The sequence below is a fragment of the Kribbella sp. NBC_01510 genome (assembly GCF_045040325.1).
Classification (GTDB): Bacteria; Actinomycetota; Actinomycetes; order Propionibacteriales; family Kribbellaceae; genus Kribbella.
This window is the reverse complement of sequence record NZ_CP109418.1, coordinates 4,296,006-4,319,643: the sequence shown is the minus strand read 5'-3', so window position 1 is coordinate 4,319,643 and position 23,638 is coordinate 4,296,006. Positions and strand designations below refer to the sequence as shown.

The 23,638-nt window shown below is 70.1% G+C and carries 19 protein-coding genes; 16 read left to right on the top strand and 3 right to left on the bottom strand.

What is annotated here, in order from left to right:
- Positions 1 to 50: 50 nt before the first annotated feature.
- Genes OG558_RS21560 through OG558_RS21500 form a run of 13 tightly spaced genes read left to right on the top strand, consistent with a single transcriptional unit; the run spans position 51 to position 17,778 of the window.
- On the top strand, positions 51 to 1,274 hold the full coding sequence (locus OG558_RS21560; RefSeq protein WP_405071860.1) for a DegT/DnrJ/EryC1/StrS family aminotransferase: 1,224 nt from the start codon (positions 51 to 53) through the stop codon (positions 1,272 to 1,274).
- The gene (locus OG558_RS21555) at positions 1,271 to 2,746 is read left to right on the top strand and encodes a polysaccharide biosynthesis protein (RefSeq protein ID WP_405071859.1); all 1,476 of its coding nucleotides are present in this window, start codon (positions 1,271 to 1,273) and stop codon (positions 2,744 to 2,746) included. Before OG558_RS21560 ends, OG558_RS21555 begins: the two co-directional genes overlap by 4 nt.
- A gap of 33 nt (positions 2,747 to 2,779) precedes the next feature.
- The gene (locus OG558_RS21550) at positions 2,780 to 4,240 is read left to right on the top strand and encodes an RtcB family protein (protein WP_405071857.1); all 1,461 of its coding nucleotides are present in this window, start codon (positions 2,780 to 2,782) and stop codon (positions 4,238 to 4,240) included.
- A gap of 23 nt (positions 4,241 to 4,263) precedes the next feature.
- Complete coding sequence (locus tag OG558_RS21545; RefSeq protein WP_405071856.1) at positions 4,264 to 8,478, top strand: right-handed parallel beta-helix repeat-containing protein; 4,215 nt, start codon at positions 4,264 to 4,266, stop codon at positions 8,476 to 8,478.
- Between the two features lie 34 nt (positions 8,479 to 8,512).
- Positions 8,513 to 9,772 carry a hypothetical protein gene (locus OG558_RS21540; protein WP_329474724.1) on the top strand — a complete coding sequence of 420 codons (1,260 nt, stop codon included), beginning with the start codon at positions 8,513 to 8,515 and terminating at the stop codon, positions 9,770 to 9,772.
- A complete protein-coding gene (locus tag OG558_RS21535; protein ID WP_405071855.1) occupies positions 9,769 to 10,764 on the top strand; it encodes a hypothetical protein in 996 nt (331 codons plus the stop codon). Before OG558_RS21540 ends, OG558_RS21535 begins: the two co-directional genes overlap by 4 nt.
- Positions 10,764 to 11,924: a glycosyltransferase gene (locus OG558_RS21530; RefSeq protein WP_405071853.1), complete on the top strand. Its 1,161-nt coding sequence runs from the start codon at positions 10,764 to 10,766 to the stop codon at positions 11,922 to 11,924. The genes OG558_RS21535 and OG558_RS21530 overlap by 1 nt, the downstream gene beginning before the upstream one ends.
- Positions 11,921 to 12,355, top strand: a complete 435-nt coding sequence (locus tag OG558_RS21525; RefSeq protein ID WP_405071852.1) for a hypothetical protein — start codon at positions 11,921 to 11,923, stop codon at positions 12,353 to 12,355. Before OG558_RS21530 ends, OG558_RS21525 begins: the two co-directional genes overlap by 4 nt.
- Entirely contained in the window at positions 12,352 to 13,410 is a 1,059-nt protein-coding gene (locus tag OG558_RS21520) for a phosphotransferase family protein (RefSeq protein WP_405071851.1), read from the top strand. The genes OG558_RS21525 and OG558_RS21520 overlap by 4 nt, the downstream gene beginning before the upstream one ends.
- Positions 13,407 to 14,699, top strand: a complete 1,293-nt coding sequence (locus tag OG558_RS21515; protein WP_405071850.1) for an O-antigen ligase family protein — start codon at positions 13,407 to 13,409, stop codon at positions 14,697 to 14,699. Before OG558_RS21520 ends, OG558_RS21515 begins: the two co-directional genes overlap by 4 nt.
- On the top strand, positions 14,696 to 16,027 hold the full coding sequence (locus tag OG558_RS21510; protein WP_405071849.1) for a polysaccharide biosynthesis C-terminal domain-containing protein: 1,332 nt from the start codon (positions 14,696 to 14,698) through the stop codon (positions 16,025 to 16,027). Before OG558_RS21515 ends, OG558_RS21510 begins: the two co-directional genes overlap by 4 nt.
- Positions 16,024 to 17,097 (top strand): hypothetical protein, encoded by a 1,074-nt coding sequence (locus OG558_RS21505; RefSeq protein WP_329474717.1) that lies wholly within the window; start codon positions 16,024 to 16,026, stop codon positions 17,095 to 17,097. Before OG558_RS21510 ends, OG558_RS21505 begins: the two co-directional genes overlap by 4 nt.
- Positions 17,098 to 17,112: 15 nt before the next feature.
- On the top strand, positions 17,113 to 17,778 hold the full coding sequence (locus tag OG558_RS21500) for a sugar transferase (RefSeq protein WP_405071848.1): 666 nt from the start codon (positions 17,113 to 17,115) through the stop codon (positions 17,776 to 17,778).
- On the opposite strand, the gene OG558_RS21495 is transcribed toward OG558_RS21500, so the two are convergent.
- The 3 genes from OG558_RS21495 to OG558_RS21485 all read right to left on the bottom strand — a co-directional run bounded on the left by OG558_RS21495 (position 17,760) and on the right by OG558_RS21485 (position 21,580).
- Entirely contained in the window at positions 17,760 to 19,349 is a 1,590-nt protein-coding gene (locus OG558_RS21495; RefSeq protein ID WP_405071847.1) for an MBL fold metallo-hydrolase, read from the bottom strand. The genes OG558_RS21500 and OG558_RS21495 overlap by 19 nt on opposite strands.
- 301 nt (positions 19,350 to 19,650) lie before the next feature.
- Positions 19,651 to 20,910, bottom strand: a complete 1,260-nt coding sequence (locus tag OG558_RS21490) for a sensor histidine kinase (RefSeq protein ID WP_405071846.1) — start codon at positions 20,908 to 20,910, stop codon at positions 19,651 to 19,653.
- 10 nt (positions 20,911 to 20,920) lie between these two features.
- On the bottom strand, positions 20,921 to 21,580 hold the full coding sequence (locus tag OG558_RS21485; RefSeq protein ID WP_329474713.1) for a response regulator transcription factor: 660 nt from the start codon (positions 21,578 to 21,580) through the stop codon (positions 20,921 to 20,923).
- A 95-nt stretch (positions 21,581 to 21,675) separates the two neighbouring features.
- Here OG558_RS21485 and OG558_RS21480 point away from each other — a divergent pair, with 95 nt between their 5' ends.
- Genes OG558_RS21480 through OG558_RS21470 form a run of 3 tightly spaced genes read left to right on the top strand, consistent with a single transcriptional unit; the run spans position 21,676 to position 23,632 of the window.
- Positions 21,676 to 22,398: an ABC transporter ATP-binding protein gene (locus OG558_RS21480; protein WP_405071845.1), complete on the top strand. Its 723-nt coding sequence runs from the start codon at positions 21,676 to 21,678 to the stop codon at positions 22,396 to 22,398.
- The gene (locus tag OG558_RS21475) at positions 22,395 to 23,162 is read left to right on the top strand and encodes an ABC transporter permease (RefSeq protein WP_405071844.1); all 768 of its coding nucleotides are present in this window, start codon (positions 22,395 to 22,397) and stop codon (positions 23,160 to 23,162) included. Before OG558_RS21480 ends, OG558_RS21475 begins: the two co-directional genes overlap by 4 nt.
- Positions 23,159 to 23,632, top strand: a complete 474-nt coding sequence (locus OG558_RS21470; RefSeq protein WP_405071843.1) for a hypothetical protein — start codon at positions 23,159 to 23,161, stop codon at positions 23,630 to 23,632. The genes OG558_RS21475 and OG558_RS21470 overlap by 4 nt, the downstream gene beginning before the upstream one ends.
- Positions 23,633 to 23,638: the final 6 nt, after the last annotated feature.

Genomic DNA, 23,638 nt, shown 5'->3' with positions numbered 1-23,638 from the left:
CGTCGATGGAAATCAGGAGGCCCTGAGGGGGGCACTGAGGGGGCATCGGGATGACAACCCGAATCAACGCTGTGCCGCGCGCCGTACCGGCCGACGAGGTCGCCGTACCGTTCGCGGACTGTTACATCACCGCGGAGGCGCAGGCCGCCGCGCTGCGCGTCCTGCAGTCCGGTTGGGTGACCACCGGCCGTGAGGTGGCCGCGTTCGAGACGGAGTTCGCGACCGCTGTCGGCGCGGAGTTCGCCGTCGGCGTTTCCTCTTGCACACAAGGGATCGAGCTCGCGCTGCGGTCGCTCGGACTGCCGAGCGGCTCACTGGTGCTGAGCTCGACGATGACGTTCTGCGGCGCCGTCCAGGCGATCGTCCACGCGGGACATCAGCCCGTTCTGGTCGACGTCGACCCGAGGACCGGGATGCCGACTCCGGCGACCGTGCGCAACGCCGTACGGGCGTTCGGCCGGCCTGCCGCGCTGACCGTCGTCCACTGGGCCGGCGACCTCGCCGATGTGCCGGCACTGGCCGAGGCCGCCGGGCTGCCGCTCGACCGGGTGGTTGTCGATGCGGCGCACGGACTCGGGACGTACGCCGGCCGCACGCCGATCGGCAGCGGTTGCGGCGCCACCTGCTTCAGCTTCTACGCCACCAAGAACCTGCCGCTGGGCGAAGGCGGCATGGTCACCACCGACGACCCGGCCCGTGCGGAGTGGTTGCGCAAAGCTCGCCTGCACGGCATGACGGCCGACGCCTGGCGACGGTATCTCCCGGGCGGGAGCTGGCGTTACAACGTCGCCGATGCGGGCCTGAAGGCCAACATGACCGACATCCAGGCAGCGATGGGACGGGCGCAACTCACCCACCTCGCGTCCTGGCAACGCCGCCGTACGCAGATCGCGGCCCGGTACGACGAGCAGCTGGCCGGACTTCCCGGCATCCGGCTGCCGCACCGTCCGGATCCTGAGCACGGCACCCACGCCTGGCATCTGTACCCGATCCGGGTGCAGCTCAAGGGCGGCATCGATCGCGACGAGGTGATCGCCGGGCTCTCCGAGCGCGCGATCGGAACCTCCGTGCATTTCATCCCGGTCCACCAACTGGCGTACTTCAGCCAGGCCGCCCTGGTCCCGCCCGCCGGACTGTCCGGGGCGGACGTGCTGTTCGGCCAACTGCTGTCCCTCCCGATCTATCCCCGGCTGACAGACGACCAGGTCGACGCTGTCTGCACCGCGATCGCCGACATCGCCCACCAGGGAATCTCCGGAAAGGGAACGGAATGAGTCAGCCTCTGCTGCTACACCCGCGCCAGGCGAACCTGCTGCGGGCCATCGTGCTCGGGGCCGGCGAGGCCGGCCTCGCGCTGTCCCGCGACCTGCACCGGGTCAGCTCGTTCGGGCTGCAGCCGGTGGGGTTCCTCGACGACGACAGCGCCAAACAAGGCCGGCGGTACGGAGGCCGCCGGGTCCTCGGCACCCTGGCCGACCTCGAGCAGGTGCTCGAGCGCTACCGGGTGGACGTGGTCGTCGTCGCCATTCCGTCGATGCCCTCGCACGAGGTGAGGCAGCTCGGGTTGCGGGCCGCCGCCCAGGGCGTGACCGTGTTGCATCTCCCACCCTTCTTGTCCGCTCTGCAGCGACAGATCGCCGGCACCGACATGCGCGCCCTGCAGGTGGGCCCGCTGATCGGCCGTCCGGAGATGCATGTCGTCAGCCGCCACGCGGCCGAGGCGATCGCCGGCAAGCGGGTCCTGGTCACCGGCGCGGGCGGCTCGATCGGCAGTGAGCTCTGCCGGCAGGTGCACGGGTTCGGCCCGGCCGAACTGATCATGCTCGACCACGACGAGTCGAACCTGCACCGGACCCAGCTGGAGCTGTGGGGCGAGGCGTTGCTGGACACCGAGAACACGGTCGTCGCCGACATCCGCGACTCCGAGCGGTTGTTCCAGCTGTTCCGCGACCACCGGCCACAGATCGTCTTCCATGCCGCCGCGCTCAAACATCTGCCGGTGCTCGAGCGGCATCCCTGCGAAGGCGTGAAGTCGAACGTGCGCGGCACCGAGAACCTGGTCGAGGCGGCCATGGCCCACGACGTCGAGCGGTTCGTGCTGATCTCGACCGACAAGGCGGCCAATCCGACATCGGTGCTCGGGGCGACCAAACGGCTGGCCGAGCTCGTCCTGGACGCGCAGCAGCCATCGTCGACGGTGCTGACGGCGGTCCGGTTCGGCAACGTGCTCGGGAGTCGCGGTTCGCTCCTGCACGTGGTCCGGGACCAGCTCGCCAGCGGCTCTCCGGTGACGGTCACACACCCCGACGTGAGCCGGTTCTTCATGACCATCGAGGAGGCCGTCGGCCTGGTGCTCGAGGCGGTCCGGATGTCCGACGGCTCGGCGACGTACGTGCTCGACATGGGCGAGCCGGTCCGGATCGTCGACCTGGTGCAGAACTTCGCCAGCCTGCTGAACATCCGCGACGTGGCCTTCAAGTACACCGGGCTGCGGCCCGGCGAGAAGCTCACCGAGGAGCTGTTCGGCGCCGGTGAGGAAGCGTTGCCGACCGACCACCCGCGGATCTCGATGACGCGGCCGCCGCAGGCCGCCGCCGGCTTCCGGGCCGGCCTGCACGAGCTGTACGACGCGGCCGCCCACAACCGCGCCGACGAGGTGTTCCGGCACCTGCGCCGGCTCGTGCCCGAGTACAGCCCGTCCCCCGGGCTCGTCTCGGCCGGGTCACCGTACCCGGACGACTTCTGACCGACACGTTCCGACGACGACTGCGAGCACAGCATGACCACTGAGGCCAGGCCACCACTGGACGTCCGCGTCCTCGACGGCACCGTCACCCAGCCCCCGACGGTCTTCGATGACAGCCGCTTGTTACCGGCTGACCGAGCGACGATCACCGCGCTCGGCCATCGGGTCGAGGGCGCGGACCTGGCCGCTCCACCCGTCGTCCTGCCCGACTTCCACCACAAGTCGAAGATGGAACTGCCGTCCAGCGTCGCCGTCGCGACCAGCGGAACCATTCGGCCGGACCTGACCAGCTCGTCGGTGAACTGCGGCATGGCACTGATCGCGGTCGACACCGAGGTCCCCGACGACAAGGCCGTCGACGTGTTCATGCGCGCGGTCCGGCAGCGGTACCCGTACCCGACCCGCGGCACCCGCGAGCTCACCGGGCAAGAGGTGGTCAAGGCGGTCCGGGACGGCTCCGAGTTCAGCGTCGACCGCTGGGACGCCCCGGCCGACGACCTCGAACGGATCGAGGAGGGCGGCCGGATCGACCTCGAGCGGTACGGCGGGATCGACCGGCTGCGGTCCGAGCTCCCCGGCGTCGCCCTCCAGCTGGCCCGGTACCGCTTCGGCACCGTTGGTCCGTCCAACCACTTCGTCGAACTGCAGCGGGTCGAGGAGATCCTCGACCCGGACCGGGCGGCCAAGCTCGGCGTCACCGAGGGCCAGCTGACCATCCAGTATCACGGTGGCGGCGGGGTCTTCACCGGCGAGATCGGGCGGCTCTTCTTCCGGCGCAAGGACTACCCGCGCCAGATCAAGGCGGTCAACGCGGCGCTGAAGCCCTGGTTCCACCTGCGCTCCGCCCGGTCGTTCCAGCAACTCAAGGCACGGCTCAGTCTGTACTTCACCGATGGCTGCACGCCACTGGCCCTGGCCAGTGACGAGGGCCAGCGGCTGATGCTCGCCACCGCCGCCGCGATGAACTACGGATTCGCCTTCCGGACGGCGACGTACGCCGCCCTCCGGCGCATCGCGGCGGAATCCTTCGGTGGCGCCACCGGCCGGCTTGTCGTGGATTCACCCCACAACAGCATCTACGAGGAGCCGGTCGGTGCCGGTACGGGCGTCGTCCACCGCCACAACTCCTGCCGGGCCTTCCCGGCGGAGCTGATGACGCCCGGAACCACCTTCGCGGATACCGGCCAGGCGGTCCTGCTGCCGGGTACGCACCGCACGTCGAGCTACCTCGCGGTGGCCGGCGACCGGGCGGCCACCAGCCTGTACTCCGCCTGCCACGGCGCGGGCACCGTCGTGTCCGACCTGGTGACCCGTGGCATCTCGGGCACCGACCCACTCCATCGCCGGACGCGTCGCTTCCGGTATGACGACGGTGCTCCCACCGACGCCTGGCACTTCGACGACCGCGGCGTGGACGCCGCCCTCGACGTTCTCGTCCGCAACGGCCTGGTCAAGCCAGTCGCCCGGATGCGGCCTATCGCGGTACTCCACTGACGGTTGCAAGAGCGGGAGAGATCATGAACAAGCGGCTCAAGAGGCTGGCGGGGGGGACGGCAATCGTTCTCGCCTCCTCCAGCCTGGTGGTGGCCACCAGCACCTCCGCTGCGGCGGCCGGCACCGGGTACTACGTGGACAACACGGCGGCCACCTGCAGCGACACCGGCGCCGGCACCCAGGCCGTCCCGTTCTGCACGATCTCGGCGGGGACCAAGAAGGCGATCGTAGCCGGCGACACCGTCCATGTTGCCCCCGGCACCTATCGCGAGCAGGTCACGGTCAACGCCTCCGGCACGGCCACCGACCCGATCACCGTCACCGGTGACGGGCCGGGTGTCGTCGTCCTCGGCACCCGGGCCCTCGGCGGCGCGGCGCTGTGGACCGCGACCAGCACCAGCGCGTGGAGCACGCCGTACGCGCCGCCGTCGGTGCCGCGCCAGGTGTTCCTCGACGACCAGCGGCTGGCGGCCGCGACCTCGGCCACCACGACCACGCCGAACAGCTGGTTCTACGACGCCACCGCGAAGGTCCTGTACGTCGACACCGGCGGCGCCAACCCCGGTGACGGTCACCTGATCGAGGCCGGCGCGCAGTCCTTCGGCGTCACCACGAGCAGCCGGCAGAACGTTGTCATCAGCAACCTCTCGCTGAACCGGCCGAACCTGGCCGGCGTCCGGTTGCTGTCGTCCTCGGCGATCACCGTCGACCACGTGACCGCGTCGCAGTCGGCGAGCAACGGCATCCTGGTCGACACCTGCCCGAACAGCTCCATCACCATCCGCGCGGCCGCCGTGGACAACTCGCTGTCGACCGGTATCCGGCTGTCCGCCTCGAGCGGCGTCACCGTGACCGGATCCAGCAGCCACCACAACGGCCTGCACGGCATCGGTCTGTCCACGTCGACGAACAACCTGATCACAGGCAACACGACGTACGCGAACACCTCGGTGAACCCGAACGCCACCGCGGTCGGGATCGACATCGACACCAGCTCGCCGGACAACACCATCAGCGGGAACGTCACCTACCAGAACCAGGACAGCGGGATCCAGGTGTACAGCTCCTCGCACCGGGCGCTGGTGGTCCGCAACATCTCGTACGGGAACGGCGACCACGGCTTCGACACGCTGACGTCGACCGGGGTCCGGTACGTCAACAACACGTCGTACGGGAACCGGCGGGACGGGATCTCCGTCGAGGGCAACTCGACCGGCGCGACCGTGACCAACAACCTGCTGGTCGACAACGGCACGACCGCGACCGAGTACGACCTGTACGTCGACGCCGGCTCGTTCTCCGGCTTCGCCGCCGACTACGACACCGCGTTCAACCACGGCATCGCGCCGTCCACCAAGGTGAACGGGACGATCTACAAGACGCTCGCCGCGTTCGCCACCGCGACCGGCCAGGAGAGCCACGGCCAGTCCGTGGATCCCGACTTCGCCGACGCCGGGTCCGCCGACTTCCGGCTGACCGGCGGCTCGGCCGCGGTCGACGCTGCCAACTCCGCGGCGACCGGCTTCGCCGCGACCGACCCCGCCGGCAACGCGCTCGCCGACGACCCGATCGTGCCCGACACGGGCAGTGGCAGCCCGGCGTACGCCGACCGCGGAGCCCTGGAGTTCCAGCCCGTCGCCGGCACGACGGACTACGCACCGCACGCGACTGTGGTGGTCGATCCGGCCGCCGTGACCACGCCGCCGGCAACCCCGGTCACCGCCGACGCGAGTGGCTCCAGTGACGCCGACACCATCGGCATCGCGTCGTACACCTTCGACTTCGGTGACGGCACCATCGTGGGCCCACAGGCCGGCGCGACGGCCGTCCACGCCTACTCCGCTCCAGGCACGTACGCCGTCACCGTCACCGTCAAGGACGGCGCTGGTTTGACCGACACCGCCACGGGACAGGAGGTCGTGAGCACTAGGACTCTGCAGACCTACTCGGTCGAGCAGACCAACCCGGCCTGCAGCGACACCGGTCCCGGCACCACGGCGACACCGTTCTGCACCATCGGTGCGGCCACCCGCAAACTGCTCGCCGGCGACACCGCCCTGGTCGGTCCGGGTCAGTACCGCGAACAGGTCCAGATCACGTCCAGCGGCGAAGCAGGCGCGCCGATCACGCTGCGCGCGACCACGCCGTCCGCAGTGATCCTCGGCACCAACGACGTCTCCGACGCCGCGGGCTGGACCACGACCACGACGACCGCCTGGAAGCACGCCTTCACCCCGGTTCCGGCCCAGGTGTTCCTGGACGGGCAACCGCTGGCCAAGGCAGCAAGCGCGACCACGACCACCTCGGGCAGCTGGTTCTACGACACACCGACGGCGACCCTGTACGTCGACACCGGTGGAACCAACCCCGCGGCCGGACACACGATCTCGGCCGGCGCCCGCAGCTTCGGGATCCTGCTCCGCCAGGTCACCGACGTCAGCGTCACCGGCTTCACGGTCCGGCAGACCAACCTGACCGGCGTCTACCTGGACCGGGTCCAGCGCACCGCCCTGAGCACGCTCGACGTGGCCCAGTCCGGCGCCCAGGGCGTCACGGTCGATGCCTCGAGCAACGTCACCGCGGACGGGATCCAGGCCGCGGCGAACGTCTCGATCGGAGTCAGGTTCTTCAGCTCGACCGACTCCGCACTGCGCTCCTCGATCACGCACGACAACAACTTCCACGGCGTGAGCGTGCAGGGCAGCACCCGGGTCACCGTGGCCGGTGTCACCACCTACGCGAACAAGCGCCTCGGCGCCCGGGTCGCCACCGGTATCGACGTCAGCTCGGCGTCCCAGCAGGTGCTGGTCGAGAACAACCTTGCCTACGGCAACGACGACTCCGGCATCGAGGCCTACACCGGCTCCACCGGTACGACGATCCGCCGCAACGTCGTCTACGACAACAACGACCACGGCATCGACAACTCGAACGCGCCGGGCTCGATCGTCATCTCCAACACGGTGGTCCGCAACGCGACCGCCGGGATCAACTTCGAGGGCGGGTCGAGCGGCGCCGTCAGCCGCGACAACGTGGCGATGGACAACGCGGTCGGAAGCACCCGCACGATCGGCGAGATCCGGGTCGACGAGTCGTCCAGCGCGGGGACCACGCTGAACCGGGATCTCGTCTTCCAGACCTCGGGCGGACCGCTGTTCGAGTGGGCGTCCCAGCCGTATCCGACGCTGGCCGGCTTCCAGACGGTCAGTGGGCAGGAAGCCGCGGGCCGGGCGGCGAACCCGGGCTTCAAGGACCTGACCGCCCGGAACCTCCACCTCGGCAGCACGTCACCGGCGATCGACACCGCCGACACCGCGACCGTGGGCTGGACCTCCCCGGACAAGGACGGCAAGGCGCCGTCCGACCATCCGGCCGTGGCGAACACGGGCGTCGGCCCGATCACGTACGCCGACCTCGGTGCCTACGAGTTCGCCGGCCCGGCCGCTGTGGCCACGGTGACTCCCACGACCGGGTTCGCGCCGTTGGACGTCACGGTGGACGCGTCGGCCAGCGCGGGACTCGGTGCTCCGATCACGTCGTACCAGATCGTCTGCGGCAACGGGACCGTACTGACGCAGCCCAGCGGGGTGTGCCACTACCCGGCGGCCGGAACCTTCACACCGACGGTCACGGTGACGGACTCGGCCGGCGTCAGCGACACCTGGACCGGCCCGGCGATCGTCGTGAAGCCGAACGGTCTGCCCACCGCGCGGCTCACCGCCACCCCGAGCCAGGCCTACCGGCCGCAGCAAGTGGTGCTGGATGCGTCCACGTCGTCCGACGCCGACGGCAGGCCGCTGGTCAGCTACACCTTCGACTGCGGCAACGGTCAGACGACTGGGGCGCTGACGACGGCGACCACGACCTGCACCTACCAGAACGCCGGCACCTTCACCACCGCGGTGACGGTGCGGGACACCGATGGTCTCACCAGCCGTGCCACGACCAAGGTCAAGATCCTCGCCGATGTGGCACCGACGGCGAGCCTGACGCTGTCGAAGACGACCGTCGGCCGGGGCCTGCCGATCACTGCGGACGCGTCCGGCTCCACGAGCGTCGACAAATCGCCGATCGCCACCTACCAGTTCAGCTGCGGCGTCGGTGCCGCGAAGCCGCCGCAGACCACTGCGACGACCACCTGCACCTACAGCGCCACCGGGATGTACACGGTCCAGGTGACCGTCACCGACACCGTGGGTCTGTCCAGTTCAGCGACCAAGAAGGTGAAGGTCACGTAGTGACGCACCACGGCAACGGACGAAGGGTACGACGATGACGATCGAAGAGATGTTCCGCCGCATCGTGCGGGCCCACCTGGGGATCATCCTGGTGTGCATGCTCCTGCCGGTCGCGGTGGCAGCGATACTGGCCGCGCAGCGACCGGACCCATCCGTCGCCTCGCTGCGCCTGCAGGTGATCTCGGGCGCGCCGAAGTCGGCGACCGAGGCCGAGGGCATGAGCAGCAGGGTGCTGGCCCTCGCGACCACGCCCAGCCTGCTGCAGACGGCGCTGATGGCAGCCGACGGGCAGCGCGACGTCAACGAGTTCGCCGCCACGCATGTGGCGGCGCAGCGGCTCGGTGAGTCGTCGATCGTCGAGCTCAGCGTCACCGACGACGACCCGATCGCCGCCGGGAAGATCGTGTCGGCGCTGGCCACCCGGGTGGCGCTGTTCATGAACGACGGCGACCGATCCTCCTTCCAGGACTCGACCGCCAAGCTCGACGACCAGATCGCGGCCGCGACGGCGCAGCGCGACAAACTGGTCGGACAGTTGCGCGGTATCGCGGACGTGACGGCGCGCGCCGACCTCGGGGCACAGATCCAGTCGGCGAACCAGTTGCTTTCCCAGCTCACCGCCCAGCGCGCCACGCTGGCGGTCGACAACGCGAACCGGGACCGGGTCGTCCTGGTCGGGAACAAGCCGGACATCCGTCAGGTCCAGACATCGATCCTGCCGCAGCTCGCCCTCGCGCTGCTGTTCGGCCTGGTCCTCGGCCTGACCGTGGCGACCGTTCTCGAGACGATGCGGCCGCGCGTGAACGGCATCCGGGCGCTGGCCAGGATGTTGGAGGCGCCGGTGCTCGGCAAGGCGACCGAGGACCTCGCCTCCCTCCGCAACACGATGGCGCTCGCCGCCCGCCGGCAAGGCGTCGACGCGGTCGTCCTGATGCCCGCGGACGACCCGGACGAAGACACCGTCAGCCACCTGCTGTTCGAACTGTCCGGCCATGCCCCGCTGGCACCGCGAAAGCTGAAGAGCCCGTCGAACACACCACCCGGTCCCGACGAGAACAGCCATCTGTTCGAGTTGGACGAGGCCGGCGGCGCGCCCTTCTCCGACGTCCGCTTCACCGGCCTGTCGGCGGTGACTCCGCAGGACGAGATGACGGCCGGCGTCGTGGTGGTGTCGAGCGGCACGGTCCTGCTGCGGCGGCTCGACGATCTCGACGACGTACTGAAGGCGGTGCGCTGGCCGGTGCTGGGCCTCGTCCACGGTCCGGCCAGGCGGCGGTTCGGCTGGCTGTCATGAGTTCCGAACTGCTGGACACCGCGGGTCAGCGGGTCGAAGTGCGCGGTGCGGACGACGTCGTACGCTCGATCGTCGCCGCTGCGGGTGGGCGGGCGAGGCTCGCGAGCGCCGACCGGGCCGCCTTGGTGCTGTCGATCGAGGACAGCCGCGAGCCGTTCCGGACCAGTGGATTCGAGCCGGTCACCCGCGGCGCCTGGGCGAACGACAGCGGCGAGGTCGTTCTCGAGAGTGTCGGTGGGTCGGGCTTCGACCAGCGGTGGCGCGTTGACGTCGACGGGTTGCGAGTCACCAGTCGCTGGCGGCCGTCGTACCGCGAACTCGGGGCGGCCCGGCTCCTGCCCGCCCGCCAGCACGCGCTGCGCGGCCAGGTGCTGCTGCACTACCCGGCGTTGTGGTTCGCAATGCTGCGGGGGTTCGCGCCCTTGCACGTGTCGATCGTCGAGGTCGGAGGCGTCGTCGTCCTGCTGGCCGGCCCGGGCGGCGTCGGGAAGTCGACGCTCGTCTCGCGGGCGCTGGCCGACGGCGCCCGCGCAACCTGCGACAACCTCGCGGTGTGCGATGGAACCACGGCGTACGGCGTCGCCGAGCCGCTACGACTGCTGACCGGTGACGGCCGGCGCGCATTCCACGGACGACGCGAGCAGGCGTGGACCCAACGGGTCCGATCACTCCCGCCCGAGCTGATCGTCGTACTCAGGAGGGGAACTGAGGAGACACCTCGGATCCGGCCCCTCACCGCCCAGCAAGCTGCGCGGGGAATCGTGGCCGGCACCTATTCCGCTGGGGAGCTGCGGCGGTTCTGGTCGCTGGCCGCCGTCGTCGGGTCGGCCACGGGATGCGGGCCGGTGCATCCGCCCGTCGAGCAGATCGCCATGTCGCTCGCCGAGCGCCTGCCCTGCATCGAACTGCAGCTCGGGCGCGAGCCTGGCCCCGGACTGGCCGAGTTGCTGAAGCGTCCACTGGCGAGTGTCCGCACAGGTGGGGTGCGCTGATGGCCGGCTCTGAACGGATCGAGGTGGCGCAGATCGTCACCCGGTTCATCGCGGGTGCGGGCGGTGTCGCCCTGCGCGGCGTCCTGCCGCTCGACCCTGACCGCTACCACGTCACCATCATCACCGGGCAAGGCGGGCCGCTGACCGATCGCGCCGAGGCCGCGGGCCTGCGGGTCCTCATCGAACCGTCCCTGGTGTCCCCGCTCTCGCCTCGCGACGACCGCCGAGCGCTACGCCGGCTGACCGAACTGTGCGTGAGTGGCAAGTACGATGTCGTCCACACGCACAGCGCGAAGGCCGGTGCACTCGGCCGGCTCGCGGCCCACCGGGCATCGGTCGGCCAGATCGTCCATACGTACCACGGCTTTCCGTTCCATGAGTTCCAGAATCCGTTGCGCCGTGGGGCCTACGTCGCGATCGAGCGCCGGCTGGCGCGGATCACCGACACCGTGCTGGCGATCGGCAGCGGCGTAGCGACCGAGGCACTGCGACGAGGACTCGCCACGCCGTCGAAGCTCAGGACGATCGCTCCCGTCGTGGAAGCGGTCACCGTGCCGAAGACCGCGGCATCGCGGGCGGCAGCACGCGCCGAGCTCGGCATCGGGCCGGACACGCCGCTGGTCGGCACCGTCGGACGGATCGACTATCAGAAGGCGCCGGAGCACCTGATCGCCGCGATGGCCGCGCTTCGGCACATCGAGGCCATGGCCGTCTGGATCGGTTCCGGTCCCGGCGATCGGGAGGCTGCAGAGCTCGTTCGCCGCGCGGGTCTGTCGACTCGCTTCGTCTTCGCCGGCGAGCGATCCGACGTTGCGAGCCTGTTGCCTGCCTTCGATGTCTTCGCGATGGCGAGCCGCTACGAGGGGCTGCCCTGCGCGGTCGTCGAGGCGATGCGCTGCGGCGTTCCCGTCGTCGCGACGGCGGTGAACTCCGTACCGGATCTCGTGGTGCCGGGCGAGAGCGGCGTACTGGTTCCGCCTGGGCGTCCGGAGCTCCTCGCGGATGCGATCGACGATCTGTTGGACGACCCGGCCAAGGCCGACCGGCTGGCGGGTCGCGGCCGGATCTCGGCGGGAAGCACGTTTGACGCGGAAGGGCTGGCCGAGGTTCTCGACCAGGTGTACTCCGGTCATCGCCGGGCGGAGCTGGTGGCCTCGTGAGCAGCGCCCCGGCGGCTGACCAGGTCAGGGCGGTGCTGTCGCCCTGGTTGCAGCTGTGTCCACCTGGCACGGTCGAGATCGACATCCGGACCGGCCCGGTGACGGCAGAGCTCTTACACCCTGAGCTGCCGGTGGTCCTGATGGATCAGCATCCGTTCAGCCGGCGCCGCCTCCGGCGACTGGCGCGCGGACTCGGTGTCGTGGTGGAGCGCGAGTTCGTCGTACTCCCGAGCCTTGGCCGGCCGATGGTCGTCATCGACGATGTCGAGGAGGCGGTCCGGCACTTCTGGACCGCGGTCGCCACCGTCCCACCCGGGCTGGCGCTCACCGCGCTGCCCGCGTCCGCACTGCTCGGCGTGGCCAGGATCGCGCCGTGGCGCTGGACCGGAGCCGGCGCGCCCGCTCGTGTCGTCATCGGGAGGCGACCATGACCGAGCTGCCCAGGCCGTTCAGTCCGCATCCGCGATCGGTGCACGAGTTGCTGTTCGCGCCGGGCAGCCGGGGCGTCCTGCTCGCCACCTCACGCGATCCGGACGCCAAGCGCACCTTCGTCGTGACGCCGCCGGCCGGGACCTACGTGGACGGCCCGGCCGGCCCGGTCGCCATCAAGATCCCGGTCACCATGGCGGCGGCCTCGGCGATCACGCGGGAGACGCGGATGCTGGTCGCGCTCCGGGACGCGGAGCTGGCCGGCCTCGAGCCCACAGTCCCCCGCTACCTCGAGACGCTGGACAGCGACGGCCTGCCCGCTCTCGTGTCGACGGTCGTGCATGGAACCCCGATGAGCGTCGCGTATCACCGGTGGCGGCACACCACCCGGCCGCGGCTGGTCGCCGAGGACTTCGCACTGGCCGGTGGCTGGTTGCGGCACTTCCAGACCGCGACAGCGGGCGAGCGAGCCCGCATCACCTGGGCGGCCGAGATGTCCGGTGCGGTGCGCGAGCGCTGGTCCGGCCATCCCCGGCTCGAGGCCGCTCAGGTGCGCCTCCGGGCGGCGGATCGCCAACTGAAGAGCTACCGCGTCGCCCGCACGATGGTCCACGGCGACTACTGGTTCGGGAATCTGCTCGTCAGCGACGGCGCGGTCACCGGCGTGGTCGACTGGGAGAGCGGCAGCCCGGCAGGTTGTCCGCTGCGCGACCTCGTCCGGTTCGCACTCAGCTACTGCCTCTACATCGACCGCCACACCCGCCCCGGAAACCCGGTGCGCGGGCATCGGGGGCTCAGGCGAACGGGATTCGGCGCGGGCATCAAGTACGGCCTGCTGGAAGAGGGTTGGCTGCCGGACCTCGTGCGCCTCTACCTACGGACCGGCGTCGACGCCGTCGGCCTGCCGTCGGCTCTCTGGTACGGCGCTGCCCTCGCCGGACTCGGTGAGATCGCAGCAACCGCCAACGACGACGAGTTCGCCGGGTCGCATCTCGATCTGCTGGCGGACCTGCCGTACTGGCCGCTGTCGAACGATCTGGGGGGTCCCACGCGATGACGACGACTGAGACTGCGGACCGCACCGACGGGATCGGCATCCCGGCGCGCCCCCGCGGCGATCTGCTCGCGGCGATGATGGGACTGACCACCTGCCTGCTCCCGTTCCTCGTGCCCGCGGGGCCCGGCAACACCGCGCCGGCCGACCTCGGCATCATGCTCTGCATCGTGCTGGCCGTGCTCTGGGCGGTGCGTGAGCAACTGCCGATCAAGCTGCCCTACATCGCGGGCGTCACCGGCCTCGTTCTCGGCGGGGCGTTCGCCGCGTTCGTCACCGACGCACCGGTCGGCGCCGCCCTGGTGGTGATCCAGGATCTGCTGCTGCTCGCCTGGGCGGTGTCGTTGGCGCTCGGCCGGCACAATCTCGCGATCGTGGGCGCGGTGACCCTGGCCTGGTGCCGGACAGCCGTCGTGTACTCGGCCGTGATGTCGGTTGCCTATCTGGTCGGCATCAACGCGCTCACCGGCGTCTCGGCGAAGGACGGCGTCCGGGCGTCGTACACGTTCGGCGACCCGAACCTGGCCGGCAACTATCTGGTCATCTCGCTGTTCGTGATGGCGGCGTGTCAGCATCCACGGTCGCCGGGAGTCCGGCGCCTCGGCTATCTGGTGGTGCTCACCGCGATCGGGTTCACCGGTTCGAACGGCGCGATGCTCACCCTCCTGGTCGGTCTGGTGCTCGCCTTCACGGTGACCAGGTATCGCCGGCAGGGCCCGGTGGCGGGCCTGGCCACGCTCGCCGCCACCGCGTTGCTCGCCGGCCTGATGATCGCCTTCGTGATGCCCCGGGTCGACCTCGGGCAGATCCGTGAGCAGGCCGCGGGCAGTATCCCACTGCTGCGTGACTCCTTCGGCCGCAGCGGGAACTCCAGCCATGAACGCGCCACGATCGTGCGCGAAGGAACGAACCTGTTCCTCGAGGGCGACGCCGCCGGCTTCGGTCCGGCCAGGACGAAAGCCACGCTGGCCGCGACCCAGGCGCCGTACGTGAAGGAGGCCCACAACGACTACCTGGCGACGCTGCTCGAGCGTGGACTGATCGGTGCGATCGGGCTGCTCCTGCTGGGAGTCGCCGTCCTGGTGCGGTGCATCCGGCTGGTCGTGGGCACGTTGCCGAAGGCCTATGCCGAACTGGTGCCCAGACCCTGGCTGCTGGCCATCATCGGGCCGGTGATGGCCACGGCGGCCGGCTTCTACGAGGTGCTTCATTTCCGGCATCTGTGGACCTGGCTCGGACTGGTCGCGGCGCTCGTGCTGGCCATGCAGGACGAGCAGAGGAAGGCCTCATGATCCGGCCGCGACTGCGCTCCGGCGAGCTGATCCGAACAGTGATAGCGAACTGTTCCGCGCGGCTCCTCGCGATGCTCGGACTGACTCTCGCCACGGTCCTCGTCGCCCGGATCGGTGGACCTGCCGCGGTCGGCGAGTATGCGCTGCTCCGGATGATCCCTGGTCTGGTCGGCGTGCTGTGCGTCCTCGGACTGCCCGGCGCACTGGCGTACTTCCTCGCCGAGCCGCGGCGTGAACTGCCGCGGCTGTGGCCGACCCTGATGGCGATCGGTGCCGCCGGAGCCCTGCTGGGAACGATCGCCTGGCTGGCCGCGGCGCCGCTGCTCACCAAGGTCTTCTTCCCGAGCGAACCGGTCTGGTTGATCGCGGCCGCCGGTGCCACCGTGCCGACCCAACTGCTGCTGACGCTGGCCAAGACATCCCTGCAGGGGTTGGAGGACCGGCATGGCGGCGACGTCGTGATCGCGGCCGAGGAACTCGCCTTCCTCCCCTGCTATGTCCTGCCGCTGATCGCCGGCGTGCACGGCCTCGCCGCCATCATCATCGGACTCGGCCTGGCGGACGTCGCCGTCGCGGTCGACGGCTGGCGACGCGTCAGCCGCCGGCTCGGATGGAAGCGCCTCGGCCTCGCCGGCGGCGGGCGAGGCTGGTGGGGCCGGCCGGACCGGGCCCTCGGCCGGCAGGTCGCCTCCTACGGACTCCGCGGACAGGTCGGCGGACTGATCACGCTGCTCAACCTCCGGCTCGACTTCGCAGTCCTCGGCGCGATGGCCGGACCGGCCGTCCTCGGTGCCTATGCGGTCGCGTCCAAGTACGCCGAACTGCTCAGACTTCCCGGGACGGCGTTGACCTGGGTCTTCTATCCACGGCTGGCCAAACTCGAACCGAGTGAGGCCGCGACCGTGGCACGGCGGATGGTCCGGCCGGCCCTGATCGGCGTGCTGATCGCGGCCGTCCCGGTCGCGCTGCTGGCCGCGCCGGTGATGCGGATCCTGTACGGCGCATCGTTCGGCCCCGCCGTGACACCGGCCCGCGTCCTGGTCGCCGGGATGGTGCTGGCCGGCGGCTCCGGGATCGCGAGCGCCTATCTCTACGGGCGTGGCACTCCCGGCCTGAACTCGTTGGTCCTGGGCGTCGGCCTGGTCATCACTGTAGCGCTCGATCTACTCCTCATCCCGCACTTCGGTGCACTCGGTGCCGCCATCGCGTCGACCACGGCGTACCTGGCGACGGACGCACTCCTGATCGGCTTGTTGCTGCGACTCAGCAAGCCCTCGTCCTCCCGGCACCGAGCGGCTGTCGCCGCGACCTCCGGAGGAACGCCGTGAAAACCGCCGCGCTGATGATCTGCCTCGTGCTGTCGATTGCCGGATGTTCCGGCAACCAGGCAGGCCCCGGCCCCTCGGCGTCCCCCGGCCTCGCCAATACGGCCGGCCCGTCCCAACCACCTCGTCCGACTCCCGGTACGACGCAGGTGGTGAGTCCGGCGCCCAACCCGGCGGACGACAAGTACGTCGCACTCGCCGACGCACTGCATCACCGCGGCGTTGCCGTCTGGTGGGAGACCGATCTGGTAGCGCGTTGGCTCGAGGGAGACGCCGCGTTCCGTCAGGCCATCACCCGCCTCGGCGAACTGGCCAAGGTGCCTGGGACGGCCGGCTTCAAGATCTCCGACGAGATCGGGTACGGCGACGGCCTCGGATCGGTCCCGCAGGCCACGGACTTCCTCCGCCAGGCCCGGGACGCACTGGCAGAGGTTGCCCCGGGCAAACAGATCCTGGTGGACGCCGTCGTACCGGAGCTCGGCTGCCTGCCGTGGCGCGGAGGGAACCAGGAAGGGTGCGCCCAGCGGGTCCGCTCGAAGTATCCGGCCGCGACCGCTGCGGCGGTCGAGAGCTACCTGCGGGCCGGCCTCATCGACCGGCTGGACCTCAGCACCGGACTGCTGGAGGACAGCACCTACGCCAAGTGGGGCCTGACACGACGTGAAGCGCAGACCGATGCCTGGAACCGCGTCCGCGCCCAGGGATGGGAGTCGCTGACGATCCTGCAGTCGCGCAAGGCGCTCGCCGATGCCGACGGCTATCAGGGGTCCGCGGGTCAGGCCGGTGACGATGCGGCCACCTACATCGACGTACCGGTCGGCGCCGGCGCCAAGGCGGTCGACATCTGGACCTGGCGCCAGCCGTACCAGGGCCGGACCGTCAGCCTGCTCGCACCGGACCTGTCCGCCAATCCGCTCTGGTCGTCGCTCGTGCAGCGGCACCGCAGTGGGGTCCAGCTCATCACGCACATGACGCCGTCGACGATGCCCAGCGACTCGGCCGGCTACAACCGCGAGTGCGATCTCGCCGCAACCGCGTTCACCGCCATCTTCGTTGCCGCAGGCACCGGTTAACCCAGGAGGGGACAGATGTCATCGAGTACTCATCGCCGGGCCATCGGACCGGCGCGCCGGCTGCTGGACGTGCTCGTCGCGGCGCTCCTGCTGCTGCTCGTGTCACCACTGCTCGCGATCATCGCGCTGTCGATCCTGGTGACCAGCGGCCGGCCGGTCCTGTTCCGGCAGCCGCGGATCGGCGAGAACGGCCGTCCGTTCGTCCTGTACAAGCTGCGCACCATGCGGATGGTTGCCTCGGGCCCAGAAGTCACGGCGGCAAGTGATGCCCGGATCACCCGCCTGGGCGCCTTCCTGCGCCGGACGGCGATCGACGAGCTGCCCCAGCTCTGGCACGTGCTGCGAGCACAGATGACGCTGGTCGGCCCACGGCCGGAGAGTGCCACGCTGGCCGACAGGTATCCCGAGAGCTGCCGATCGGTGCTGCTCGCCCGGCCAGGTCTGACCGGGCCGGCGCAACTGCAGTACCGCGAGCGGTCCGCCGTACCGCCGGAGGGTTGGACGGATGTCGAGCGGTGGTATCTGGACGTGCTCGTGCCACTGCGCGTCGCGGCCGATCAGGAGTACCTGAAGCGGCCGACGGTGCGCCGGACGTTGCACTACCTCGTCGTGACCGCGTTGTTCGTGTTCGGGCTCGCAGATGTCCAGCGGCCGGTGACCGGTCAGACGGCCTCTTCGTAGTCTTCCTCGGCCGGCTTGACCACGATCGGGTCGCAGCGGGCGTTGAGACAACTCCCGCTGCTCAGGTCGAACTCGAAGTTGTGTCCGAGGCAGCGCAGTACGCCGTTCACCACGACGCCGGTCTCGGCGAGATCCTCGCCCGCGTGCGGGCAGTAGCGACTCACCTGGACCTGCTTGCCCTCGACGGTGATCTCGGTGGTCTCCTCCGGATCACGCGCGGCCTCGAACCGCTCGACCGCCCGCAACGCGGCCCGATCGGCGTGCTTCAGCAGCCCGACCAGGTAGTCGTTGTAGCGATCCGGTTGCCGGCGGGCGACGAACCGCAACGACAGCAGGAGTTCCTCCCACCGGGTCCGCCCGGTCACGACACCGTCCAGCCAGCGTCCGTCGAGCGTCAGCCGGTAGTCGGCGTGCCCGTTCCCGCCGTCGAGATCGACGACCACCCGGCCTGGACCGATGTGGGCGTCCCAGACTCCGCCGTACGGACCGGTGACGTCGAAGCGCAGCGTCATGCCGATCCGGGCCAGGAAGTACTCCGACAGGGTCCCGAGCGATTCCAGGTGGGTCTTGAACCGGTCGGCCAGCCCGGGCCGCGCCTGGGGATTCGCGGCCCAGGCGGCCTCGATGGCCGGCCGCCGACGGGCGGCGTAGTCCGCCAGATAACGCCGCCGCTCGTCGGGGCCGGAGTCGAGCGAGAAGCCGTCCCAGTGCGGATCGCGGATGACCTCGAGCCGGTCGAGCGCGATCCGATCCCCCGGCAGCAGGCAGGCTCCCGGCTGCGTGGGCAACCGGTCGGCGAGCCAGGCGAGCGCCTCACCCTGGTCCGGGAAGATCCCGCCCGGATGCAGGCCGCTGTTCAGCTCGAAGAGGTCGTCGTCGAGGAAGCAGGGCGGCCCGGCGTACGGCATCACCAGCCGGGGCTGGACCTGACGGACCAGACGCGTGACGGCCTTGAACTTGCCGACCCGCTTGATCGTGGAGATCCGCTCCCGCTCGACCTCGTCGTACTCGTAGCGGACCGGATGCCAGCTCGCGCCGGACATCTGCACACCCATCACGTCCAGCTCGCCACCGACCTCGGTCATCGCCCGGCGAGCCTGGGCGAGCGAGATCCGGGCGTCGTTGGTGTGCATCACGCTGTGGCCGGAGATCATGAACAGTACGGCGGAATCGTGGGCCATCGGGCACTGCTCGGGGATCACGGTGAGCCAGTCGTGGTCGTTGAGCGCGTACCGCTGCCAGGCGTCGAGAACCACGATCCGGGTCCGGCCGATCGCGCGGAGCCGGCGCTCCATGATGGTCGACGGATACCGCGGCACCACCACCGGAACGGTCTCGGGCAGGCTCGCGATCAGGTCGAGGTCCAGGTGATCCAGGTGCTCGTGCGACACGACCACGAGATCCACGTCGAGCATCTCCGGCGTCAGCAGATGCGCGTTGTCCGGAAACGGGAACCACGACCCGAGGAAGGCACCGCCGGGCGACAACCAGGGGTCGGCCAGGACTCGGACGCCAGGCCCGTCGATCCGCAACCCGGCATGACCCAGCGCTGTGACCATCGGCTCACTCATGTCACCAGGCTCCCGGCCCGCCACAGGCCAGGCATCCTCCGCCTGAACGAGCCTGCCTACGTCAGTCGAGCGATGCCCCGTCCAGACACGATAGGTCGTACCAGTGTTGGTTCGGCGGTGGCTGCGAAGGCATGCTCCGCCCCCAGCGGTGTGGGCGAGGTGAGCGGGGCCGGTGTGCAAGCTCGACAGGAAGTATCGGTCCAGGGCTACTGGTCGGGTCAGGCATTCACGCCTGGCTCCGGCCGGCCCGGCCGGAGCCAGGGCGAACACCTCCTGTCGACCTTGCACACCGCCGCTGACCTCAGCCAGGTCTCGGGAGCCGGGTTTCGAAGGTGGCGGGGCCGGTGATCCGGATGGTGCCGCGATGACGACGGACGACGTCGGCGACGATGGCCAGGCCGAGCCCGGTGCCTCCGGAGTCGCGGGAACGCGCGGTGCCGAGCCGGACGAAGCGGTCGAACACACGGGCCCGGTCGCCCGGCGGGATCCCGGGCCCGTCGTCGGAGACCGTGAGGACGACGGCGCCGTCGGACTCACAGAGGCCGAAGCCGATCCCCGACCGGGCGTGCCGGGCGGCATTGTCGGCGAGGTTGTGAATCATCCGCGCCAGCGCCGCCTCGTCACCGTGGATCTGGCCCGCGGACACCGCGGTGGTGTCGATCGTCAGGCTGGTCGCCGAACGCAGCCGGCGTGCCTCGGCGAAGACCAGGTCGTCGAGGTCGACCGGCGTACACCGAAGTTCGGACCCGGCCTCGTCGGAACGTGCCAGCAGGAGGAGGTCGTCGACCAGGCACTGCATGCGCAGGTCTTCCGCGAGAACGGTGGTGGCCAACTCGTCGACGGTCGTGCGCCCGGGATGGGCCTGGGCGACCTCGGTGTGCTGCCGGATCGCCGCGATCGGCGAGCGCAGTTCGTGCGAGGCGTCGGAGACGAAGCGTTGCTGCGCCTCGTGCGATCGCTGGAGGCGGTCGAGCATCCGGTTCATCGTCGTCGCCAACCGGCCGATCTCGTCGGCTCGGCGGGCCGGAACCCGGCGATGCAACTCCGTTGCGGTGATCTCGTCGACCTCGCGCCGGATCGCTGTCACGGGCGCCAGCATCCGGCCGGTCACCACCCAGGTCACGCCGCCGACGATCAGCAGCATCAACGGCAATCCGGCCGCCAGGATGCGACGGACGAACTGGGTCGAGTCGAGCACATCCACCAACGGCCTGCCCACGACGACCTCGCCGCCGGACGTGATCGAAGCAGCGGCGAAGACGAAGTCCTCCCCGTGGCCAGGCGGTTCGACCCTGACGCACTCGCTCCCCGGCGAGGCAAGCTTCGGATCCCCACCGATCACGTGACCTGAGCGGTCGATCAGCTGCACCAGTTCGCGACTGGTCGAGACCGGCCTGCTGGCGGCCGAAGGCGACGCGGCGAGTTGCGCGGCCCGGGCGCGCGCGTCCTGGCAGACCTGATCGGTCAGGGCCGAGCCGAGCAGCGCGGTCAGCACGGAGCCGCCGGCCACCAGGGCGATGCCGACCACCAGCACCGCCAGCAGAGTCACCTTGAGTCGCACGGCGCCTCCCTCACCGCTCGGCCAGCCGGTAGCCGGCGCCCCGCAATGTGACGATGGACTCGTCGCCCAGCTTGGTCCGCAGCCGCCGGACATAGACCTCGACGATGTTCGGGTCGCCTTCGAAGTCGTAGTCCCAGACGTGATCCAGGATCATCCGCTTGGACACGACCTCGCCCTGCCGCCGGATGAAGAACTCCAGCAACGACAGCTCCCGCGCCGTCAGCACCAGTTCGGCCTCACCGCGCCAGGCCCGCCGCGCCGCCGGATCCATCCGGAGTGCACCGGCCTCGAGCACCGTCGGTCGCTCGACACCACCTCGCCGGACCAGTGCTCGCAACCGGGCGATCAGAACGGCGTACGAGAACGGTTTGGTCAGGTAGTCGTCGGCTCCGGTGTCGAGGGCCCGGACCTGGTCGGTGTCGGCATCCCTGGCCGTCAGCATCAGGATCGGGGTCCAGACGCGTTCGGCCCGCAGCGTCGCGCAGATCTCGAAGCCGTCGATCTCCGGCAGCATCAGATCCAGCACCAGGACGTCGTACCCGTACTCGCGGGCGAACCACAGACCGTCCGTCCCGGTCAGCGCGACGTCGACGGCGTACCCCTCGGCTTCCAGACCGTTGCGCAGGCCCGCGGCCAGCCGCAACTCGTCCTCCACCACCAGCGCCCGCATCACGCACCTCCGGCCGATCCTCCTCCATTCTGGCTGAATCCCCGCTGAAAGCACCGTTCAGCTGGGATTCAGCCCTACCGCCCTACCGTCGGTCCATGGCGACCATCGAGGCGATCGGCCTGAGCAAGCGGTACGGCGCGCGCAACGCCCTCGACGGACTCACCTTCGCCGCGGACGCGGGCGACGTGATCGGCCTGCTCGGTCCCAACGGCGCCGGCAAGACGACCACCATCCGGCTGCTCACGACCATCCTCGAACCGACCGGCGGCACCTTCACCGTGGCCGGCGTACCCGGCGATCAGCCGCACCGGATCCGGCAACGGATCGGCGTCCTGCCGGAGAGCGCCGGCTACCCGTTGCGGCAGACCGGCGCCGAATACCTCCGCTACACCGCACGGCTGTTCGGCCGGAACCGCCGCGACGCCCGCACGGCCGCTGAGCGGCTGCTCGCCGACGTCGGTCTCGGCGATCGTGCGGGGACCCGGATCTCGACGTACAGCCGGGGCATGAAGCAACGACTCGGGATCGCTCGGGCCCTGATCAACGATCCCGCGGTCGTGTTCCTCGACGAACCGGCGCTCGGCCTGGATCCGGCCGGCCAGCGCGAGATCCTCACGACGATCGCGGACATCGCCGGCCGGCGCGGCGCCACGGTGGTGCTGTCGACGCACACCTTGACCGAGGTCGAGCAGGTCTGCGGCAGTGTGCTCATCCTCGACCACGGCGTCCTGCGGGCCGCCGGGCCGATCGACGAGGTCGTCGCCGGTGCGGGCAGCCTCAGTGATGCCTTCCTCCGCCTCACCGAGGGTCGGCCATGACTAGGTGGACCGTGGTCGCCGAGCAGGAGATCCGGGATCTGTGGATCCTCGGGCGCGGGCCGGTGCTCGTGTTCGGGTTCAGTGTTCTGCTCAGCACGATGACCTACCTGGCCGCGACCAACCGGGCGATGAACTTCCTCGAGCAACGCGAAGCGGTCAACCTCACCGTCCAGGTCGGCCTGGCGGTCGGTGTCCTGCTCACGCTGGTCACCAGCTCCGACGCGATCAGCGGCGATCGTGAACGCGGGACCTTCGAGGCGCTCCTGCTCGCTCCGGTGTCGCGGCGCGGGATCGTCGTCGGCAAGCTGGCGGCAGCTACGACCATGTGGCTGGCCTGCCTCGTCGTGACGCTGCCCTATCTGTGGGTCCTCGGGCGAGGCGTCGCCGGAGCCGGTCAGGCAGCACTGCTCGCCCTGATCGTCGGCACCTTGGTCGCGACCGGGCTCGCCGGGATCGGTCTGCTCATCAGCGCGGTCACCAACTCCAACAAGACGAGCCTGGCCGCCGGACTGCTTCTGCTGCTCGTGCTGTTCGCCCCGACCCAGCTCCCGGCGCTCCCGAAGACCGGCTTCGGCGAGGTGATCACTCGGATCAACCCGATCGGCTCAGCCTTGCACTACATCTCGCAGATCCTGGTGAATCGGCGCACCTGGACCCACGACCTCAGCTACCTGGCCTCTCCGATCGTGGTGGCCCTGGTCGTCGCCGGCGTGGTGATCGTCGCCGGCCCACGACTCGTCCGACTGACCGCGGGGTCGCGATGATGCTGCTGAACCTGCTCGCCACGGTCGGGCTTGCCGACCCGAGCATCACCATGAACACCGACCAGCTCACCGCCGTCATCGGTCAGACCCTCACTGTCGAGTCGGTCGTCAACGAGTCCGGCCCGGCGATCGCCCACCTCAACGTCGTGAGCCTCGACGGGGTGTACGTCGACTTGGAGGACTGGAGTCAGGACGTCACCCAGCCGGTGGCCGCCGGCCCGGACACCCAACTGGATTGGGAGTTCCAGGCCGTGAACCCGGGCCACTTCGCGGTGTACGTCGTACTGATCCCGAAGAACGGACCCCTGGTCGCCGGGCCACCGGTCCGGATCACGGTGACGCCCCGCCAGACACTCGACACCGGCGGAGCGCTCCCCGTCGCGATCGCCGTACCGACAGCATTGGGCGCCGTGGCCCTTGTCGGCCGGCTGAAAACACGTGGCCGCGTCACGCGGAAAGTGGGAGGCTGACCGGGA

Excerpts from the sequence above, each read along its gene's own strand:
- OG558_RS21560 (WP_405071860.1), top strand. The coding sequence starts at position 51 with ATGACAACCCGAATCAACGCTGTGCCGCGCGCCGTACCGGCCGACGAG.
- OG558_RS21555 (WP_405071859.1), top strand. The coding sequence starts at position 1,271 with ATGAGTCAGCCTCTGCTGCTACACCCGCGCCAGGCGAACCTGCTGCGG.
- OG558_RS21550 (WP_405071857.1), top strand. The coding sequence starts at position 2,780 with ATGACCACTGAGGCCAGGCCACCACTGGACGTCCGCGTCCTCGACGGC.
- OG558_RS21545 (WP_405071856.1), top strand. The coding sequence starts at position 4,264 with ATGAACAAGCGGCTCAAGAGGCTGGCGGGGGGGACGGCAATCGTTCTC.
- OG558_RS21540 (WP_329474724.1), top strand. The coding sequence starts at position 8,513 with ATGACGATCGAAGAGATGTTCCGCCGCATCGTGCGGGCCCACCTGGGG.
- OG558_RS21535 (WP_405071855.1), top strand. The coding sequence starts at position 9,769 with ATGAGTTCCGAACTGCTGGACACCGCGGGTCAGCGGGTCGAAGTGCGC.
- OG558_RS21530 (WP_405071853.1), top strand. The coding sequence starts at position 10,764 with ATGGCCGGCTCTGAACGGATCGAGGTGGCGCAGATCGTCACCCGGTTC.
- OG558_RS21520 (WP_405071851.1), top strand. The coding sequence starts at position 12,352 with ATGACCGAGCTGCCCAGGCCGTTCAGTCCGCATCCGCGATCGGTGCAC.
- OG558_RS21515 (WP_405071850.1), top strand. The coding sequence starts at position 13,407 with ATGACGACGACTGAGACTGCGGACCGCACCGACGGGATCGGCATCCCG.
- OG558_RS21510 (WP_405071849.1), top strand. The coding sequence starts at position 14,696 with ATGATCCGGCCGCGACTGCGCTCCGGCGAGCTGATCCGAACAGTGATA.
- OG558_RS21500 (WP_405071848.1), top strand. The coding sequence starts at position 17,113 with ATGTCATCGAGTACTCATCGCCGGGCCATCGGACCGGCGCGCCGGCTG.
- OG558_RS21495 (WP_405071847.1), bottom strand. The coding sequence starts at position 19,349 with ATGAGTGAGCCGATGGTCACAGCGCTGGGTCATGCCGGGTTGCGGATC.
- OG558_RS21485 (WP_329474713.1), bottom strand. The coding sequence starts at position 21,580 with ATGCGGGCGCTGGTGGTGGAGGACGAGTTGCGGCTGGCCGCGGGCCTG.
- OG558_RS21480 (WP_405071845.1), top strand. The coding sequence starts at position 21,676 with ATGGCGACCATCGAGGCGATCGGCCTGAGCAAGCGGTACGGCGCGCGC.
- OG558_RS21475 (WP_405071844.1), top strand. The coding sequence starts at position 22,395 with ATGACTAGGTGGACCGTGGTCGCCGAGCAGGAGATCCGGGATCTGTGG.
- OG558_RS21470 (WP_405071843.1), top strand. The coding sequence starts at position 23,159 with ATGATGCTGCTGAACCTGCTCGCCACGGTCGGGCTTGCCGACCCGAGC.